The sequence below is a fragment of the Cypionkella sp. PAMC25878 genome (assembly GCF_058135695.1).
The window spans coordinates 3034873-3053289 of record NZ_CM176871.1 but is presented as its reverse complement, the minus strand read 5'-3'; the positions used below and the strand labels follow the sequence as shown (position 1 = coordinate 3053289).

General features: G+C 59.8%; 15 protein-coding genes and 1 tRNA gene. 10 read left to right on the top strand and 6 right to left on the bottom strand.

Translation table 11 applies throughout. From position 1 onward, the window contains the following. Positions 1-27 precede the first annotated feature (27 nt). Positions 28-1362, bottom strand: a complete 1335-nt coding sequence (gene tig, locus ACS5RD_RS14905) for a trigger factor (protein ID WP_489928071.1) — start codon at positions 1360-1362, stop codon at positions 28-30. Positions 1363-1386: 24 nt separating this feature from the next. After that, positions 1387-1471: transfer RNA gene (locus ACS5RD_RS14900), tRNA-Leu, on the bottom strand. A gap of 208 nt (positions 1472-1679) precedes the next feature. On the opposite strand from ACS5RD_RS14900, the gene ACS5RD_RS14895 reads away from it, so the two are divergent. Further along, positions 1680-2153, top strand: a complete 474-nt coding sequence (locus ACS5RD_RS14895) for a Hint domain-containing protein (RefSeq protein WP_489928070.1) — start codon at positions 1680-1682, stop codon at positions 2151-2153. A 64-nt stretch (positions 2154-2217) separates the two neighbouring features. Here ACS5RD_RS14895 and ACS5RD_RS14890 read toward each other — a convergent pair whose 3' ends face one another. After that, positions 2218-3852: an NAD(P)H-hydrate dehydratase gene (locus tag ACS5RD_RS14890; protein ID WP_489928069.1), complete on the bottom strand. Its 1635-nt coding sequence runs from the start codon at positions 3850-3852 to the stop codon at positions 2218-2220. A gap of 184 nt (positions 3853-4036) precedes the next feature. On the opposite strand from ACS5RD_RS14890, the gene ACS5RD_RS14885 reads away from it, so the two are divergent. The 3 genes from ACS5RD_RS14885 to ACS5RD_RS14875 all read left to right on the top strand — a co-directional run bounded on the left by ACS5RD_RS14885 (position 4037) and on the right by ACS5RD_RS14875 (position 6912). Beyond that, positions 4037-4375, top strand: coding sequence for a P-II family nitrogen regulator (locus ACS5RD_RS14885; RefSeq protein WP_054008596.1), 339 nt, complete (start codon positions 4037-4039; stop codon positions 4373-4375). 82 nt (positions 4376-4457) lie between these two features. After that, positions 4458-5867, top strand: a complete 1410-nt coding sequence (glnA, locus tag ACS5RD_RS14880) for a type I glutamate--ammonia ligase (protein ID WP_489928068.1) — start codon at positions 4458-4460, stop codon at positions 5865-5867. Between the two features lie 214 nt (positions 5868-6081). Then, positions 6082-6912: a hypothetical protein gene (locus ACS5RD_RS14875; RefSeq protein WP_054008594.1), complete on the top strand. Its 831-nt coding sequence runs from the start codon at positions 6082-6084 to the stop codon at positions 6910-6912. 93 nt (positions 6913-7005) lie between these two features. Here ACS5RD_RS14875 and ACS5RD_RS14870 read toward each other — a convergent pair whose 3' ends face one another. Beyond that, positions 7006-7797 carry a heme-dependent oxidative N-demethylase family protein gene (locus tag ACS5RD_RS14870; protein ID WP_489928067.1) on the bottom strand — a complete coding sequence of 264 codons (792 nt, stop codon included), beginning with the start codon at positions 7795-7797 and terminating at the stop codon, positions 7006-7008. Positions 7798-7930: 133 nt separating this feature from the next. Between ACS5RD_RS14870 and dddP the strand changes: the two genes are divergently transcribed. Further along, positions 7931-9271, top strand: coding sequence for a dimethylsulfonioproprionate lyase DddP (gene dddP / locus ACS5RD_RS14865; RefSeq protein WP_489928066.1), 1341 nt, complete (start codon positions 7931-7933; stop codon positions 9269-9271). Between the two features lie 149 nt (positions 9272-9420). Here dddP and ACS5RD_RS14860 read toward each other — a convergent pair whose 3' ends face one another. Then, entirely contained in the window at positions 9421-10059 is a 639-nt protein-coding gene (locus tag ACS5RD_RS14860; protein ID WP_489928065.1) for a CDGSH iron-sulfur domain-containing protein, read from the bottom strand. Between the two features lie 235 nt (positions 10060-10294). Between ACS5RD_RS14860 and purB the strand changes: the two genes are divergently transcribed. From purB to ACS5RD_RS14840, 4 genes are all read left to right on the top strand, one after another. Next, positions 10295-11599, top strand: coding sequence for an adenylosuccinate lyase (purB, locus tag ACS5RD_RS14855; RefSeq protein ID WP_489928064.1), 1305 nt, complete (start codon positions 10295-10297; stop codon positions 11597-11599). Positions 11600-11676: 77 nt separating this feature from the next. Further along, the gene (locus ACS5RD_RS14850) at positions 11677-12750 is read left to right on the top strand and encodes a flagellar motor switch protein FliG (protein ID WP_489928063.1); all 1074 of its coding nucleotides are present in this window, start codon (positions 11677-11679) and stop codon (positions 12748-12750) included. Positions 12751-12816: 66 nt separating this feature from the next. Then, positions 12817-13698, top strand: a complete 882-nt coding sequence (locus tag ACS5RD_RS14845; RefSeq protein WP_054008589.1) for a DMT family transporter — start codon at positions 12817-12819, stop codon at positions 13696-13698. A gap of 3 nt (positions 13699-13701) precedes the next feature. Further along, complete coding sequence (locus ACS5RD_RS14840) at positions 13702-14565, top strand: lysophospholipid acyltransferase family protein (protein ID WP_489928062.1); 864 nt, start codon at positions 13702-13704, stop codon at positions 14563-14565. On the opposite strand, the gene ACS5RD_RS14835 is transcribed toward ACS5RD_RS14840, so the two are convergent. Then, the gene (locus ACS5RD_RS14835) at positions 14566-15288 is read right to left on the bottom strand and encodes a DUF1223 domain-containing protein (RefSeq protein WP_235815737.1); all 723 of its coding nucleotides are present in this window, start codon (positions 15286-15288) and stop codon (positions 14566-14568) included. A 262-nt stretch (positions 15289-15550) separates the two neighbouring features. Between ACS5RD_RS14835 and acnA the strand changes: the two genes are divergently transcribed. Beyond that, positions 15551-18313 carry an aconitate hydratase AcnA gene (gene acnA / locus ACS5RD_RS14830; RefSeq protein WP_489928061.1) on the top strand — a complete coding sequence of 921 codons (2763 nt, stop codon included), beginning with the start codon at positions 15551-15553 and terminating at the stop codon, positions 18311-18313. Positions 18314-18417 lie beyond the last annotated feature (104 nt).

Below are 18417 nucleotides of genomic sequence, written 5' to 3'. Positions count from 1 at the left end.
CCCCGTATGCTTAGCAGAAGTCTAAGATTACATCTCGTCCAAAGCTTCGATGAACTTTTGCAGCTCTTCTTTGGAAACTTCTTTCTCGGTCACTTTAGCACCAGCCACGATGTGATCGACAACCTTGTCTTCAAAGATCGGCGCGCGCAGTTGCTGCTGCATGTTCGGGTTCTTTTGCACGAACTCGAAATACTGCCGCTCTTGGCCCGGATACTGACGCGCCTGCGCCAGCACCGCTTGGGTCATTTCAGCATCCGACACGGTGACTTCGGCTTTACGGCCGATTTCAGCCAGCACCAGACCCAGACGCACGCGACGCTCGGCCAGTTTCTTATGCTCATCCGTGGTCTCAACCGAGCCGTGGTTGTGATCATGCACGTCGGGGTTTTCTTCATGCCACAGCTGGTGCGCAATCTGATTGGCTTCGGCATCGACCAGCGCAGGCGGCAGGTCGAACTTCACCAGACCGTCGAGTTGGTCGAGCAGCGAACGCTTCAGCACAGCGCGGGCAGCCCCTTTGTATTCGGCTTCCAGACGCTCGGAAATCTGCCCCTTCAGGGCAGCCAGATCTTCAGCGCCGAATTTCTTCGCCAATTCGTCGTCGAGTTCCGCCGCTTTGGCTTCGCGCACGACTTTCACGGTGCAAGCAAACACCGCTTCTTTGCCAGCCACATGTGCCGCGCCATATTCTGCGGGGAAGGTCACGGTGACGGTGACATCTTCGCCAGCCTTGGTGCCCAGCAACTGGTCTTCAAAGCCCGGAATGAACGAGTTCGAGCCCAGAACCAGCGGGTAATCTTCGCCAGCGCCGCCTTCGAACGCCACACCATCGACCGAACCTTTGAAGTCGATCACAACCTGATCGCCCGATTTGGCCTTTTTGGCCTTCGGCTTGTCTTCAAAGTTCTGCGCGGTGGCCGCGAGGTTTTTCAAAGCTTCTTCGACCGAAGCCTCATCGGCTTTCACCGACAAACGGTCCAAAGCGATTTTGGAGGCATCAAGCTCCGGGATCGGCGGCAGGGCTTCATAGGCCATCTCGACCACAACATCCTGGCCTTCTTTCCAAGTCTCGCCACCGACCATTTTCACGTCGGGCTGCAAGGCCGGGCGGTCGCCGGTTTTCTCAAAATGCTCTTTCATCGCGCCATCAATGGCGTCCTGCATGGCGTCGCCCATCAGGCGCTGACCGAATTGCTTTTTCAGAATCGCCAACGGCACTTTGCCCTTGCGGAAACCCTTGATTTCGACCTCGGGCTGCGCCTCGAGCAATTTTTCCTGAACTTTGGCTTCCAGCTCGGCGGCGGACACCGTGATGGTGTAGGCGCGCTTCAAGCCGTCTTTCAGGGTTTCGGTGACCTGCATGTGTCCGTCCTTCTCATCAACCTTTGGTGCGGGTAGAGGGACTTGAACCCCCACGCCTTGCGGCGCCAGAACCTAAATCTGGTGCGTCTGCCAATTTCGCCATACCCGCATATGTCAACAAAGCGCAAATTCCTGCCCGAAGGCCGAAAGTGCGCCCTGAAATCCGCGCCCTTCTAACAAAGCCGCGCGAGGGAAGCGAGAGGAAAAGTGAAAGACTCTTTTGGGATGAAATTCCCCGAAAAGTCAGGGCGTGACCGCAATCTCGCCCCATTTGGCGGTAAGTTTGCCCCACGCGCTGCTGCGCCGGAGGATTGCCGATGACCATCCACGCCAAAGTGACCGCCGCCAAGTCCAACACCGGGCTTGATCATGGTCTGGCCATCGGTACTCCGGTGCTCAGTCTTGATGGCATGATGCCGGTTGAGTACCTGCACCCCGGCGACCGGGTGATCACCCGCACCGGAGCGCGCAAGCTGGTGGCGATTGAGGTGAGCGTCGTACAAAACGCCCGCATGATCCGAATCTCTGCAGGCGTACTGGGCAAGGATCGCCCCGCCGACGATATGATCGTCACCCCAGATCAGCCCATCCTGATCCGCGACTGGCGCGCGAAGGCCCTGACGGGGGACAAGGTTGCGCTGATCCCTGCGGCGCGGCTTGTAGATGGCGCGTATATCCGGGCCGAGGTGCTGCCCGAGTTGCGCCTCTACACCCTGCGCTTTGAAGAAGAAGTGGTGATCTATGCGGGCGATCTGGAACTCGTCTGCACCAGCGCGCCCGTCGCCGCCTAAGCGGAATTCGCGCGAATTCCGTACACGATTTTCGCGCGAAAATCGCCTTGCCGCCAGCGGCGCTCTAAACCCCCAAAGCCCGAAACACCTTCGGCAATTCCTCGGGGAGATCCTCGGCAATCAACCCCGGCCCAAAGCTGCGCGCACATTCGACATGCAGCCAAGCCGCCGTCTCCGCCGCCTGCATCGGTTGAAATCCCCGGGCCAGAAGCCCGGTGATAAACCCTGCCAGCACATCGCCTGATCCTGCGGTGGCAAGCCAAGGTGCCGAGCGCTCATACACCGCCGCATTGATCGAACAGCGACCATCCGGTGCGGCAATCACCGTATCCGCCCCCTTATAGAGCACCACACAGCCCGCCCGCTCCGCAGCATCTCGTGTGGCATCTACCTTGGAATAGGCCGGACCCGTCACCGCCGAAGCCGCCAGCTTCTCGGCAATATCCGGGAACAACCGCGCAAACTCGCCGGCATGAGGCGTCAGCACGCAGCCCTCATGCAACAGTCCAAACAACCCCGCATACCGCGAGATCAAGGTCAGCGCGTCGGCGTCCAGCACCAACCGCAATCCCTGCGTAGCTCCGGCCTTGAGACGGAGCCTCGAGGTTTCCAGCGCAACCCGCACCACCTCCGCCGCCCGCGCGTCCAGCCCCATCCCCGGCCCCAGACACATCGCATTGATTCGCGCATCCGCCAAAACCTCAGCCAACCCCGCCGCATCTGCCACCGGCTTCAACATCACCGCATCGAGCCGCGCCGCATTCTCGGCCATCGCCCCCAGCGGCGAGGCCAAAGTCACCAGCCCCGCCCCTATCCGCAAAGTCGCCCGCGCCGCCATCCGCGCCGCCCCGGCATGACCGTGATCGCCCGAGACGATCAGGGCGTGGCCGTGGGAGAATTTGTGGTGCTGGCCTCCCCATTTTACTAAATCCCCGTTTCTAGGGGTGATCGTCAACCGGACACTCGACGTGAGCGCTGGCTGTTCGATCCCAAGGTCAACGACAACCACCTTCCCACACAGCAACTCACCCTCGCCAAGTAGGTGTCCGAGTTTCTCAGCTTGAAACGTGACAGTCAGCATGACTCGTGGCGCACGACGGCCGTGGTCCGGCCAGCTACCAACAACCTCCCCCGTATCTGAATGCAGCCCAGACGGTATATCTACTGCGACCGTCCTCGGCGCCCTGCCATGTTGAGCTGAACTGGCATCCGGGAACACATATAGATCGTGTCCATCCCACACGTCACAAGCGTCGTCCACTTCCCAGAGAATCTCCCAAAGTATGGGGTCATCAATCGGTCTCGATATCCCAATGCCGAAAATTGCGTCGACAACGAGATCGCAAGAGCCGTATGAGTAACCCATCGGCTTCACCTCCCCCACCTCCCGCCACCGCTCATAATTCACCCGCGCATCCGGCGGCAGCTTGCCCGCATCACCATACAGATACACCTCCACATCCCACCCGCGCCCCGCCAACAGCCGCGCCACTACAAACCCATCGCCGCCATTATTCCCCGGCCCGCACAGCACCACCGCCCGCTGCGAGCTCAGCGCCAGCTCCGGCCATTCCTCCAGCACTGCGGCGACAACCCCTGCCCCGGCGCGCTCCATCAGCTCCAGCCCGGTCACCGCCCCCGAAGCTATCGCCGCCGCCTCAATCGCCTTCATCTGCGCCGCCGTCAGCACTTCGCTCATATTTCAGCCCTTATGTTCGCAAACCGCCCATACATCGCGCATATCGCCTATATTTTAATCATCATCACGTTTTTCCAACCGCAACCCACCTTCGCCCATTCCTACAGAATTGAAGCCCCCGCAGGGAAGTGATCACTACCGCATAGACCATGATTTGCGTGTAAAAAGACTTGGGGAGCAGGCGATGAAGAAAATCGAGGCAATCATCAAACCGTTCAAGCTGGACGAGGTGAAGGAAGCCCTTCAGGAAGCCGGTATTCAGGGCTTGTCTGTCACCGAAGTCAAAGGCTTTGGCCGTCAGAAGGGCCACACCGAACTCTATCGCGGCGCAGAATATGTCGTCGATTTCCTGCCGAAAGTGAAAATCGAAGTCGTGCTGACCGATGATATGGTCGATGTCGCGATTGCCGCGATCATTGCCGCGGCCCGCACCGACAAGATCGGCGATGGCAAGATTTTCGTAAGCCCTGTCGAGCAGGCGATCCGCATCCGCACTGGCGAAACTGGCGACGACGCCATTTAACCCCGGCGCGATCTGAACAACCAAAACCCGGCAGGCCAACCCTTGCCGCCACTTTCAACCCGAAACACCGAAAGGCAGCATGATGAGCGCAGTTGCGAAAGCTCTGAAACTGATCAAGGACGAGGAAATCGAGTATCTCGATATCCGCTTCACCGATCCCAAAGGCAAACTTCAGCACGTCACCTTGGTCACCGACCTTGTCGACGAAGACTTCTTTGAAGAAGGCTTCATGTTCGACGGCTCGTCGATTGCGGGCTGGAAGTCGATTGATCAATCCGACATGAAACTGATGCCGGATGCGACCTCGATCTATATCGACCCGTTCTATGCCGAAAAGACCCTGTGCATCCATTGCGATGTGGTGGAACCCGACACCAACGAGGCCTATGATCGTTGCCCGCGCCAGATCGCAAAGAAAGCCGAAGCTTTCATGAAGTCGTCCGGCATCGGCGAGACCGCCTATTTCGGTCCCGAAGCTGAATTCTTCATCTTCGATGACGTGCGTTACTCGGTGACCCCGCGCAAGGTTTCCTACGAAATCGACGCCGAGGCTGCGGCTTGGAACACCGACACCGTGACCGAAGGCGGCAACTACGGCCACCGTGCGGGCCACAAGGGCGGCTATTTCCCGGTCAACCCAGTGGACGAAGCGCAAGACCTGCGCGGCGAGATGCTGTCGACGATGAAGCGCATCGGCATCCGCGTTGACAAGCACCACCACGAGGTTGCCACCTGTCAGCACGAACTCGGGATGATCTTCGGTGGTCTGGTCGAGCAAGCTGACAACATCCAGAAATATAAGTATGTGATCCACAACGTGGCGCACGCTTATGGCAAGACCGTCACCTTTATGCCGAAACCTATGAAGGGCGATAACGGCTCGGGGATGCACGTCAACATGTCGATCTGGAAGGATGGCAAACCGCTGTTCGCAGGCGACAAATACGCGGACCTCAGCCAAGAGGCTTTGTGGTTCATCGGTGGCATCATCAAACATGCCAAAGCCCTGAACGCGCTGACCAACCCATCGACCAACAGCTACAAACGCCTGATCCCCGGCTTTGAAGCCCCGGTTCTGCTGGCCTATTCCGCCCGCAACCGCTCGGGTGCGGTCCGTATTCCGTGGACCGAATCGCCGAAAGCCAAACGTGTCGAAGCCCGCTTCCCCGATCCGGCGGCGAACCCCTATCTGGCCTTCGCGGGCCTGCTGATGGCTGGCCTTGACGGCATCCGCAACAAAATCGACCCGGGCCCCGCTTCGGACAAAGATCTTTATGATCTGCCGCCCGAAGAACTCGCCGTGATCCCGACCGTTTGCGGATCCTTGCGTGAGGCTCTGGAAGCACTCGACAAAGACATGGATTTCCTGCTGTCGGGCGACGTGTTCACCCGTCCGATGCTGGAATCCTATATGGCGCTGAAGTGGGAAGAGGTTTACGCCTACGAACACACGCCGCACCCGATCGAGTATCAGATGTATTACTCCTGCTAAACCCAAAGGGTTAGAGCACGCAAAGGCCGCCCCCTTGGGCGGCCTTTCGCGTTTCGGGTACAAGCGAGGACAATCCTGCCCCGAAAGTAAGAATAGCAATTAAGGCGGAAACAGCACTCAACTTCCGGTTAATAACTTGTAAACGCCGCAATGCCTTCCAGATGCAGGCACAATCTGCGGGCAACACTATGCAACCACTGATGGAGGTTTCGCGATGAAGGTTCATCCCGACATACAGTTCAGTACGATTGCCGAGTTGTTGTTTCTACAATCGCCTAACCTGAACTTTGCCCGACTGGTGGCTGATCTGGATGCTGTGCTGGCGCGGTTCCACGATAAAGATCGCCAGCTGACATGGGATTGCGAAGATCTGGCAAGTTTCGATATGCCGGGCACAAGGATTGTGCTGGCCACGGCGGAAAACCCGCGCCCCGGCGTGGTGGCGTCTTTGACGCTATCGGTCGGGCCGTCGCATCTGCCACCCCGGCTGAACGCGGCACCGAAACGGCGGCATCCAGCGGTGCGCCACGAGGCTTTGTGCTCTCGGCTGGTGGAACGCGTGCAGGCGCGGCTGAACCCGGATGCGGTGTTCTGGCATGAATGTGATCATCCGGTCACTGCCGAGGTGATCGATTCACTGGCCTATGCGCAGCCGAAATCCAGCCAGCGCGCCGACTCGGATCATCCGATCTTCACCCTGCTGGACGAAGGCAATGTTGACGCGGTGTATCAGCGCGGCTTCCAGCCCAGCAACGACCGCCCGGATATTCCCTTGCCGCGCGACCCCGAACTTTCACGGCTGCGGATGGCGCTTTATCCAACCGAGGAGCTGCCGCCGCCGCATCTGATTTCACCGCAAATGCGCTTGGCCGCCCATACGATGAACGCCACTTTGATCATGGTGGCGCTGCCAGTGGGGGCGGCGATGATGACCTATTCGGTGTTGCGCGGCGAGAATATGCGGCTGACTTCGGCGGCACTGGTTGCGACGGGGATCGCCTCACATCTGTTCCAAGGCCCGGTGATCTCGGCCCTGATGGGCTAAGGTCCAGAGCGGTTTGCGTTTATCTTGAATCACAATGCCGCCAAGACCTGCGCGCGTTGTGATGCTTCTGCGCCAGATAAAACGCAAACCGCTTTAGTTGGCGTGCTGCATCACCCCCAAGGCGCTCAGGGCCGCAAGGTCACTGGGCGCGAGGCTGTGCAGTGACACCTGATAGGTGTGGATGCTGAACAACACCGCTTCGGTCTGCGGCAAGCGCAGCAAACACTGTCGCTCTGCCCGCATATAGGTCCCCTCGCGTGCCTTCGGATGCCGATCAGCCTCCCGCCGGGGGTGAAACAAATCAGGGCTTTCGTAGATGTGAAAGTTCATCCGCCAAAGTGGCTGCTCGGGTCGGATCGCATCAAACAACCGCTGCACGCGGCGCGCCAAGTCTTCGGTGTAACTCTCCACCGGAATATGGATCCCCAACATCGAGCGCCCCAACTTTTCCGCCAGCGTCCAACTCGCCGGAAAGCACAACACCGCAGCCGTCAGGGCATGTTCCTCGCCGACCCGCTGCATCAGGCAGAGATCCTCTTGCACCAACCGCCCCAAGGTCAGCAGCGGTGCCGCGCGGTCCAGCCCCACCCGCACCCCATCCGGGCGCAGCACCGAATCCGCGCCAACCACAAACCCCGCCGTGCCGCGCAGTTTGTCGACCACCCGGTCATACAATTCCAGTGCCGCAGGCAAAGCCGCCTCGGGCAAAGCATGCACCAACTCCGGGCAGTTCAATATCAGCCGATCCCGCTCCGCCATTTGTGCGGCATAAGCGTCGCACGGCTCAATCCAACTGTCATCCGTGATCGGCTGAATCCCCGGCAACCGCGTGGTGCGCGGATCAAGCCAAGGGTGCAGCGGCAGTTTTGCGTTCAAGATCGGCATCGGCCAAACCTAGCCGCGCCCAACCGATAAACGCAAGCCCCAGCCATTTGCGACAACGCGCGTCGCGCCCAGCAAAGCCCAGGCCCCGCCACCTGCCACCTTCCCCCAAGCCAATCCCGCTTTGGAGAGCCCGATGTCCTACGCCGAAACCCGCCGCAAAATCGATCCCGCGCGAGGCGACCGCTTGGGCGACGGCACCCCGAATGACAATGACCGGGTCGAAATCGGCCCGACGCAACTGGCCTTTGGCGAATGGGCCAAGGAAGGGCTGCAGCTGCCGAACCTGCAAAACATGCGCGAATTTCGCTGGAAACGCCTTGTCGCCAGCCTGAACGCCCGCGACTACGGCGGCATCCTGATGTTTGACCCGCTGAACATCCGCTACGCCACCGACACCACCAACATGCAGCTGTGGAACAGCCACAACCCGTTCCGTGCCTGCCTGATCTGCGCCGACGGCCATATGGTGGTCTGGGAATACAAACAGGCGCCGTTCTTGGTCAATTTCAACCCCTTGGTGAAAGAACTCCGCTCTGGTGCGTCGTTCTTCTACAACGTCTGCGGTGATAAAGTCGCCGAGGATGCCACCAGCTTTGCGGCTCAAGTCAATGAAGTGATGCGCGCCCATGCCGGCACCAACCGCCGCCTCGCCGTCGATAAAATCATGATCAACGGCCTGCGCGCCTTAGAACGCGCCGGGTTTGAGGTGATGGAGGGCGAGGAAGTCACCGAGCGCACCCGCGCCATCAAAGGCCCCGACGAAATCTTAGCTATGAAATGCGCGCATCACGCCTGCGAATCCGCGATTGCCGAGATGGAAACCGCCACCCGTACCGGCGTCCTACTTGGGAATATGTCGGAAGATGATATCTGGGCCGAACTGCACAAGGGCAATATCCGGCGCGGCGGCGAATGGATCGAAACGCGCTTGCTCGCCTCGGGCCCCCGCACCAATCCGTGGTTCCAAGAATGTGGCCCGCGCATCGTGTCGAACAATGAAATCGTGGCGTTTGACACCGATCTGATCGGCTCTTACGGCATCTGCATCGACATTTCCCGCACATGGTGGGTCGGCGATCAACGCCCGACCAATGCGATGATCTCGGCGATGGGTCACGCGATGGACCATATCCACGAGAATATGCAGATGCTGAAACCCGGCGTCACCATCCGCGAGTTGACCCACGGCGGCCACACCTTGGGCGACCAATACCAGCGCCAAAAATACTCCTGCAAAATGCACGGTGTGGGGCTTTGCGATGAATGGCCCTTCGTGCCCTACCCCGACGCGCATGTGGACGGCGCGTTCGAGGTTGCGCTTGAACCCGGCATGACGCTCTGTGTCGAGGCCTTGGTTTCCCCCGAAGGCGGTGATTTCTCGATTAAGCTGGAAGATCAGGTGCTGATCACCGAGACGGGATTTGAGAATCTGACGAAATATCCGTTCGATGCCAGGCTGATGGGAAAAGCCTGAGGCGACCGGATTGCTCCAAAGTTGAAGCCTCCGGCGGGGATATTTAAGCCAATGTGAATTTGCAGAGCGTCAATCATTTCACATTGGTCTAAAATATCCCCGCCGGAGGCTACGCCGGTCCAGCCATCCGCGCCGTTGCGTGAAAAAACCTACTCCGCCACAAACCCCGCCGCCTTATGGCTGCCGTCGCAATAGGGCTTGTTCGCCGAATGGCCGCAGCGGCACGAAAACGCCTGTGTCACCCGGTTCACCGTATGCCCGGTGCCCGACACCACCTCCAGATTGCCCACAACTTTCAGCGGCCCGTTCGGCAAAGGCTGCACATCCACAACCCCATCGTGCAGCGCCAAAGCGGCCGATTCCTTCACCGCAGGCTCTCCGGTAGCGGTAAACCCCGCCGCCGTATGGCTGCCATCGCAAAACGGCTTGTTGGCCGAAGCGCCACAGCGGCACAAGGTGGCGCGCGGACCCTCCTGCGCCACACCGCCCAGCAAGATCGAAGCCTCCAACGCCAACGGCCCATTTTCGCGCACCCGCAGCGTGTTCACCACCGGCGGCGCATCAGACCCCACCGCCGCGTCATTGCGCAGCACCCGGATCGCCCCCGAAGGGCAATTCTGCCCAAGCCGAATAACCTCTGCCGCCGAGGCTGCATCGGGATAAATCCACTCGCCCTGCACATTCGGCACAAACACCTCGGGATGGCTCAACACGCAGTTGCGCGAATGCACGCAGCGTTTGCCGTCAAACACAATCGTCACCTCGCGCCCTTGAACCGTTTCGACCATGATATCCTCCGTTTTGGCAAGTAGGCTGGCCACAGTTTGCCACAACCGGCGCGCTCTGGCTATCGGCTTGGCACCGCGACTCCTGGTTAACAAATCTTGAACACTCCCCTGCTAACCCATTGATTTCTTATAAAGCCGATTCACCGCCACGCGTGGACACGCACCCTATGCTTGCCCTTTCCACCTCCCCGGTCTAAAGCGCCTCATCCCCTTATAAAGCTGCCCGGAGGCCCCGATGATCCCACGCTATTCCCGCCCCGAGATGGTCGCCCTCTGGTCGCCCGAAACCAAATTCCGTATCTGGTTTGAAATCGAGGCCCACGCCTGCGACGCCCTCGCCGCTATCGGCGTAATCCCGAAAGAAAGCGCCGCCGCGGTCTGGAAAGCCAAGGATGTGACCTTCGACGTGGCCCGGATTGATGAGATCGAAGCCGTCACCAAACACGACGTCATCGCCTTCCTGACCCACCTCGCCGAGCATATCGGCGCCGAAGAAGCCCGCTTCGTCCACCAAGGCATGACCTCGTCCGACGTGCTGGATACCACGTTCAATTTGCAACTCGTCCGCGCCACCGACCTGCTGTTGGTCGGGCTTGATCGCGTCCTTGCCGCCTTGAAAGCCCGCGCCTTCGAGCATAAAAATAGCGTCCGCATCGGCCGCAGCCACGGCATCCACGCCGAACCCACCACGATGGGCCTGACCTTCGCGCGCTTTTATGCCGAAATGGCCCGCAACCGCACCCGCCTGCTGGCCGCCCGTGCCGAGATCGCCACCGGGGCGATTTCCGGCGCTGTCGGCACCTTCGCCAACATCGACCCCTCGGTGGAAGAACACGTCTGCGCCCAGCTTGGCCTGACGCCCGAGCCGATCAGCACCCAAGTTATCCCGCGCGACCGTCACGCGATGTATTTTGCGGTGCTGGCGGTGATTGCTTCCAGCATCGAAAACATCGCCATTGAGATCCGCCACATGCAGCGCACCGAAGTGCTTGAGGCGGAAGAATTTTTCTCGCCCGGCCAAAAGGGCTCATCGGCGATGCCGCACAAGCGCAACCCGGTTTTGTCGGAAAACCTGACGGGTCTTGCACGACTTGTACGGATGTCCGTGATCCCCGCTATGGAAAATGTGGCGCTGTGGCATGAGCGTGACATCAGCCATTCCTCGGTCGAACGTGCCATTGGCCCCGATACCACGATCACCCTCGATTTCGCTCTGCACCGCCTTGGCGGGCTGGTTGAAAAGCTGGTGATCTACCCAGAAAACATGCTGAAAAACATGAACAAATTCCGTGGTCTGGTGATGAGCCAGCGCGTTTTGCTCGCCCTGACCCAAGCCGGGGTTTCGCGTGAAGATAGCTACCGTCTGGTGCAGCGCAACGCGATGAAGGTTTGGGAGCATGGTGCGGATTTCAAGACTGAATTGCTCGCCGACCCCGAAGTCACCGCAGCACTCAGCCCCGCCGAGATCGAGGAAAAATTCGACATCGGGTATCACACCAAACATGTTGATACGATTTTCAAGCGTGTGTTTGGCGCTTAAAGTCCGCGATCTTCGTAAGATGGCCTTAACCCGAAGCAGTCATTCTATCCCTGAACGAGAAGGATTCGGGGATAGATATGGCAGGCGAACCAGCAGTTCTGGCGCGGATCACTCCGGTGCAGCGGGCGGTGGCGGCCCCCAACAGCCAGCCGCGCCAGCCTAGCCCACGCCAAAAAGCGGCGATCATCGTACAGTTTTTGCTGGCAGAGGGCGGAAGTCTGCCACTGGCCAAGCTGCCCGATCAGATGCAGGCGGCTTTGGCCGAGCAGATGAGCCTGATGCGCACCGTGGATCGGCGCACCTTGGCAGCTGTTATCGAAGACTTCATCGGTGAGCTGGATCAGGTCGGGCTGTCGTTTCCCGGCGGGATTGAAGCTGCTTTGGCGATGATGGATGGCCATATCTCGGCCAATGCCGCCAGTCGGTTGCGGCGGATGGCGGCGAGCAATGCCTCATCCGATCCATGGGAGCGGTTGACGGCGATGCCGGTTCAAACCCTGCTTCCGGTGCTGGAGGAAGAAAGCATTGAGGTGGGGGCGGTTATGCTCTCGAAGCTTCCCGTCGCCAAGGCTGCGGAATTGCTGGGGAAACTTCCGGGCGAGAAAGCCCGCCGGGTGGCCTATGCGGTGTCGCAAACTGGCAATATTGACCCCGATACCGTGCGCCGCATCGGGATTTCGCTGGCGGGCCAGTTGGAATCACAGCCTCTGCGGGCCTTTCACGCCAATCCGGTTGAACGGGTCGGCGCGATCCTGAATGTCTCGCCAGCGCTGACGCGTGAGGATGTGCTGAAGGGGCTGGATGAGACCGATGCTGGCTTTGCCCAGCAGGTGCGCAGAGCGATTTTCACCTTCGTGCATCTGCCGCAGCGGGTGATGGCGCGCGATGTGCCCAAGCTGATCCGCATTGTCGATCAGGCGCAACTGGTCACAGCCCTTGCCGCCAGCACGGGCACCCCCGAATTGGAGACTGCTGCCGAGTTCATCCTGTCAAACATGTCGCAGCGCATGGCGCAGGGCCTGCGCGAAGAAATGGCCGCGCGCGGTAGGGTGAAAGAAAAGGATGCAGAAGACGCGATGAACCAGATCATCACCGCCGTGCGTCAGTTGGAAGCTGCAGGGGAATTGGTGCTGATCCAAGACGAAGGATAGCCCAAAAATCAGGCGATCTGCGTGCCGGGTCTTGCTGCTCCACAACCGCCGCCTTAGGGTCGCGCCATGTCACCGATCAAAGTCCTGCCCACCGCTGCCGCCACCCGCAAGGGGATCCTGATGCTGATGCTGGGGGTGGCGATGTTCAGCACGATGGACGCGGTCGCCAAGGGCCTGCTGCACAGCTATCCCACCGCGCAAGTGGTCTGGGCGCGGTTTATCGGACAGGTGCTGCTGGTGCTGGTCATCCTTGGCCCCAAACGCGTAGGCCCTACCTTGCGCACGCCCTATCCTTGGCTGCATTTGGCGCGCTCTAGCTTCCAGTTAGCCACCACCGGGCTGTTTTTCCTCAGTCTTGGTTATATCGGTCTGGCCGAAGCCACCGCTCTGGCGGATATGAGCCCGTTGTTGATCACGCTGGGGGCGGCGCTGTTCTTGGGCGAAAAGCTTGGTCCGCGCCGCATCGCCGGGGTCGCGGTGGCGATGATCGGGGCGCTGATGATCATTCGGCCCGGTGCAGGTTTATTCACCCCGGCGGCATTGCTGCCGTTGGCCTGTGCCGTGTGCTACGCCGCCTCGGCTTTGCTGACCCGGCTGGTCGGACAGAAAGAAGGACCTGCCACCTCGATGTTGCACGCAGCACTGTTTGGCGCGGTGGCGACCAGCATTGCCGTCGCCTTCGTCTGGCAACCGATTGCACTGGCCGATCTGCCGCGCTTTGCCGCGCTTGGCTGTCTGGGCACCGCCGCGCAATTTTGCTTGATCCGGGCGTTCTCGATGGCCGAAGCCTCGGCGATTGCACCGTTTTCCTACCTCGGCATCCTCTATGCCACCCTGTTCGGCATTGCATTTTATGGCGAGTATCCCGACACATGGACAATCATCGGCGCGCTTGTGATCGCAGGGTCCGGGCTTTATGTCTGGCACCGTGAAACCATCAAGCGTTAATCCATGCCCAAAGTCCCTTTCCAGCCCCTTGCCTTCGCGCAAAACCTTGCGGTGCGCGGCCTGATCGGCTTGGGCTTGGCGCTGCCCTATCGCTGGCGTGTGCCGCTCATGGGCGCGATCTTGCGTGGCCCGGTGGGGCGCATTGCGGGCTATCGGCAGCGGGCGATGGACAATCTGGCACTGATCTGGCCGGATATGGACTTAAAGCAACGGAAGAATATTGCATCGGAAGCACTTGATAATGCAGGACGAACGCTGATTGAGAATTACTCAACAGCCGGATTTCTCGCCCGGCAATCACAACTGATCCCGCAGGGACTGGGTGTGGCTGCATTGGCAAAAGCGCGGGCTGAAAACCGCGCGGTGATCCTCGTCTCGGGCCATTTCGGCAATTATGAAGCCGCCCGCGCCTGCCTTGTCTCCCAAGGCTATACCATCGGCGGCCTCTATCGCCCGATGTCGAACAGCTATTTCAACGAACATTACGTACGCACCATGCAGGCCTTCGGCGGCCCGATCTTTCCGCAGGGCCGCGCGGGCACCACCGGTTTTGTCAAGCATCTGAAGGCGGGCGGGCTGTTGGTCTTGCTGTTTGATCAGCGCGCCGGCAGCGATCAGATCAAATTCTTGGGCGAGCCTGCCCGCACCGCTTTGTCAGCGGCTGAACTCAGCTTACGCTATAAAGCCGATCTGATCCCGTTCTACGCCACCCGCCAGCCCGACGGCCTTAGCTTTGAGGTCGATCTGGAAGCCCCGATTCCGCATACCACCGCGCTGGAGATGACCACCGCCCTGACCCGCAGTCTAGAGGCGCGTGTTAAAGCTCATCCCGGTCAATGGTTCTGGATTCACCGCCGCTGGCGCTGATCACTTCAACCGCGCCGCCGCCACGATCTGCGCCGGACCAACGCCATCCGGCGCGCGGGCTTGCAAGATCACCACCACCGGGCCACTGCCCGCCGCCGTCACCAGTTGCAAGGGGGTTACGCCAGACCAATCGCCCACCTTCTGCCACGAGGTCACGATGTTGTTGTAGACCACCCTCAGCCCCGAGTTTTCCCCGCGCTCAATCGCCACTTCGGCATGGTCGGTGTATTGCACCAGTTGCACGATCACCGGGTTGGCCAAGGGTTGCGACGACTGCGCGTTGATCACCAGATCACCGCCCTGCCGCGCCAAGGTCAGTGTTACCGGGCTGGGCTTGATCGCCGCCAAAGCCGCAGCCACTTCGCGCGGCTGATTGCCCGCCACCCGCGCAGCCCCCGCCACGATCATTTGCGGTGTGTAGATCATCTTTTCCCCCGCCGCATGGGCATAGGCTTTTTGCCGCTCCGTAAAGCTGGCCTGACCGAATGTGTCGGTCCAGCCGATGTAATCCCAGTAATCGACATGCAGCGCGAGGCCGATCACCCCCGGCGTCTGCGCCAGCTTGGCCATCAACTCATCCGCGGGCGGGCAAGACGAGCAGCCTTGCGAGGTGTAAAGTTCCACCACAACCCCCTGCTCAGATTCGGCCAGTGCCGTCGTGGCGCACAACATCATGCTGCCGATCAAACCCATACCGGTTGTGCTGAAAATATGGTGCGACATGGTATTTTCCGATCTCTGAGCCCGGTTTTTGTTCTACATGATGCGAAGGCACCGCCGCCAATCAAGGTTTTGCGAGCCGATATTACAGTATATTCACACAACCGTTCCAAGGATGCCGTTCAAACCAAGCCAGCCCCGCAATTCCATGCTGGATTTTCGGCATACCATTGCATACAATGATCGCAAGACAGAAGATGATTCCCTTGCACCGCGCGCGCCCTTAGGGCAAAGCCAAAGCAATCCGTCAACCGCAGGAGGCCACATGACCGTCACCGTTGGACACGACAGCAGCAAAACCCGCAAAACTTTGACCGCAGGCGGACAAAGCGTTTCGTATTACTCGATCCCCGCCGCCGAAGCCGCAGGTCTGGGCGAATTTTCCAAGCTTCCCGCCGCGTTGAAAGTGGTGCTGGAGAATATGTTGCGCTTTGAAGACGGCAAGACCGTCTCGGTTGACGATATCAAGGCGTTCTCGGATTGGGGCAAACTGGCGGGCAAAAACCCGCGCGAAATCGCCTACCGCCCTGCCCGCGTGCTGATGCAGGATTTCACCGGGGTTCCCGCGGTGGTTGACTTGGCGGCGATGCGTGACGGCATCAAGGGCTTGGGCGGCGATGCGCAACGCATCAACCCGCTTGCCCCCGTGGATCTGGTCATCGACCATTCGGTGATGATTGACGAATACGGCACCCCGCGCGCGTTCCAAGCCAACGTCGACCGCGAATATGAGCGCAATATGGAGCGTTATGTGTTCCTGAAATGGGGCCAGAACGCATTTAATAACTTCCGCGTCGTGCCTCCGGGAACCGGGATTTGCCACCAAGTGAACCTTGAATATCTGGCGCAGACGGTTTGGACCGATACCGACCAAGACGGCAATATGGTCGCCTATCCAGATACTTTGGTCGGCACCGACTCACATACCACGATGGTGAACGGTCTAGCAGTTCTGGGCTGGGGCGTCGGCGGCATTGAGGCCGAGGCCGCGATGCTTGGCCAACCGGTTTCCATGCTGATCCCCGAAGTCGTCGGCTTTAAGCTGACCGGAGAGATGGTTGAGGGCACCACCGCCACCGATCTGGTGCTGAAGGTCGTGCAAATGCTGCGCAAGCATGGCGTGGTCAATAAATTCGTCGAATTCTACGGTGACGGTCTTGACCGCCTGCCTTTGGCCGACCGTGCCACCATCGCCAACATGGCGCCGGAATATGGCGCGACCTGCGGCTTCTTCCCGATTGACGGTGAGACCATCCGCTATTTGCGCAACACCGGGCGCGATGAAGGCCGCATTGCCTTGGTCGAAGCTTACGCCAAAGCCAACGGCATGTGGCGCGATGACGCCTATAACCCGATCTACACCTCGACGCTGCATCTCGACATGGGCAGCATTGTTCCAGCAATTTCCGGCCCGAAACGTCCGCAAGATTATCTGCCGTTGACCGAAGCGGCGCAAACCTTTGGCGAATACATCCGCTGCGAGCGCAAACTCCCGGTCGCCAGCGCCGCACAAACCGTCGAGTGGAGTGCCGAAGGCGGCGCAGATTTCCCGGCGGAAATGTCGGGCCACTGCGGCTTTTCCTTCGCCAAAGTTGCGGGCAAAAACTATTCTTTGCGCGATGGCTCGGTGGTGATCGCGTCGATCACGTCCTGCACCAACACCTCGAACCCCTATGTGATGATCGGCGCGGGCCTTGTGGCACGCAAGGCCCGGGCTTTGGGTCTGAAATCAAAGCCTTGGGTGAAGACCTCACTGGCCCCCGGATCTCAGGTCGTCAGCGAATATCTCAACGCTGCGGGCCTGCAAGAAGACCTCGATGCGGTCGGCTTCAACTTGGTTGGCTACGGCTGCACCACCTGTATCGGTAACTCTGGCCCGCTGGACCCCGCGATTTCGGCAGCGATTGCCGAGGGCGATCTGGTCGCCACTGCCGTTCTGTCCGGCAACCGCAACTTTGAGGGCCGGATTTCCCCCGACGTGCGCGCCAACTACCTCGCCTCGCCGCCGCTGGTTGTTGCCTACGCGCTGGCGGGCGATATGAACATTGACCTCACCACCGAGCCTTTGGGCATCGGCACCAATGGCCCCGTTTACCTGAAGGATGTTTGGCCGACCAACAAGGAAATCTCTGACCTTGTCGAAGCCACCGTCACCCGCGCTGCGTTCCAGAAGAAATACGCCGATGTGTTCAAGGGCGATGAGAAATGGCAGGCGGTGAAGGTGACGGACAGCGAGACCTACGACTGGCCCGCGTCTTCGACCTATATCCAAAACCCGCCCTATTTCCGTGGCATGGCGAAAACGCCGGGCGTGATCAGCAATATCCAAAACGCCCGTGTGCTGGCTTTGCTGGGCGACATGATCACCACCGACCACATCTCGCCCGCAGGTTCGTTCAAGGCCGCAACTCCGGCTGGTAAGTATCTGACAGAACGGCAAGTTCCGGTGTCCGAGTTCAACTCGTATGGTGCGCGTCGCGGCAACCATGAAGTGATGATGCGCGGCACCTTCGCCAACATCCGCATCAAGAACGAAATGCTGGATGGGGTTGAAGGCGGCTACACCAAAGGCCCGGACGGTGTGCAGACCAGCATTTTCGACGCCTCGATGGCCTATCAAGCCGAGGGCACGCCCTTGGTGATCTTCGGCGGCATCGAATACGGCGCAGGGTCTTCGCGCGACTGGGCCGCGAAAGGCACCGCTTTGCTGGGCGTCAAAGCCGTGATCGCGGAGAGCTTCGAGCGTATCCACCGCTCCAACCTCGTCGGCATGGGGGTGATCCCGTTTGAGTTCACCGAGGGCATGACCCGCAAAACCCTTGGGCTGAAGGGCGACGAAGTGGTCAGCATTGACGGTCTGGCGGGCGATCTGAAGCCGCTGTCCACCGTACCCTGCACGATCACCTACGCGGATGGCACGGTCAAAATCATCGCCATCAAGTGCCGCATCGACACGGAGATTGAGATTGAATACGTCGAACATGGTGGCGTGTTGCACTATGTTCTGCGCGATCTGGCCTCGCGTTAAGCCGGAAATTCAGCTTTAGATTGTATCCTGACAAGCACCCTTCGGGGTGCTTGTTGCGTTGAATCTGCTCGGAAATGCAGGAGTGCTGTCGCGTTATTGATGCC

Bases quoted from the DNA above. Each gene is read 5' to 3' on its own strand.
- ACS5RD_RS14860 (WP_489928065.1), bottom strand. From the start codon at position 10,059: ATGGTCGAAACGGTTCAAGGGCGCGAGGTGACGATTGTGTTTGACGGC.
- ACS5RD_RS14840 (WP_489928062.1), top strand. From the start codon at position 13,702: ATGCCCAAAGTCCCTTTCCAGCCCCTTGCCTTCGCGCAAAACCTTGCG.
- ACS5RD_RS14885 (WP_054008596.1), top strand. From the start codon at position 4,037: ATGAAGAAAATCGAGGCAATCATCAAACCGTTCAAGCTGGACGAGGTG.
- ACS5RD_RS14835 (WP_235815737.1), bottom strand. From the start codon at position 15,288: ATGTCGCACCATATTTTCAGCACAACCGGTATGGGTTTGATCGGCAGC.
- tig (WP_489928071.1), bottom strand. From the start codon at position 1,362: ATGCAGGTCACCGAAACCCTGAAAGACGGCTTGAAGCGCGCCTACACC.
- ACS5RD_RS14895 (WP_489928070.1), top strand. From the start codon at position 1,680: ATGACCATCCACGCCAAAGTGACCGCCGCCAAGTCCAACACCGGGCTT.
- acnA (WP_489928061.1), top strand. From the start codon at position 15,551: ATGACCGTCACCGTTGGACACGACAGCAGCAAAACCCGCAAAACTTTG.
- ACS5RD_RS14875 (WP_054008594.1), top strand. From the start codon at position 6,082: ATGAAGGTTCATCCCGACATACAGTTCAGTACGATTGCCGAGTTGTTG.
- purB (WP_489928064.1), top strand. From the start codon at position 10,295: ATGATCCCACGCTATTCCCGCCCCGAGATGGTCGCCCTCTGGTCGCCC.
- ACS5RD_RS14870 (WP_489928067.1), bottom strand. From the start codon at position 7,797: ATGCCGATCTTGAACGCAAAACTGCCGCTGCACCCTTGGCTTGATCCG.
- glnA (WP_489928068.1), top strand. From the start codon at position 4,458: ATGAGCGCAGTTGCGAAAGCTCTGAAACTGATCAAGGACGAGGAAATC.
- dddP (WP_489928066.1), top strand. From the start codon at position 7,931: ATGTCCTACGCCGAAACCCGCCGCAAAATCGATCCCGCGCGAGGCGAC.
- ACS5RD_RS14890 (WP_489928069.1), bottom strand. From the start codon at position 3,852: ATGAGCGAAGTGCTGACGGCGGCGCAGATGAAGGCGATTGAGGCGGCG.
- ACS5RD_RS14845 (WP_054008589.1), top strand. From the start codon at position 12,817: ATGTCACCGATCAAAGTCCTGCCCACCGCTGCCGCCACCCGCAAGGGG.
- ACS5RD_RS14850 (WP_489928063.1), top strand. From the start codon at position 11,677: ATGGCAGGCGAACCAGCAGTTCTGGCGCGGATCACTCCGGTGCAGCGG.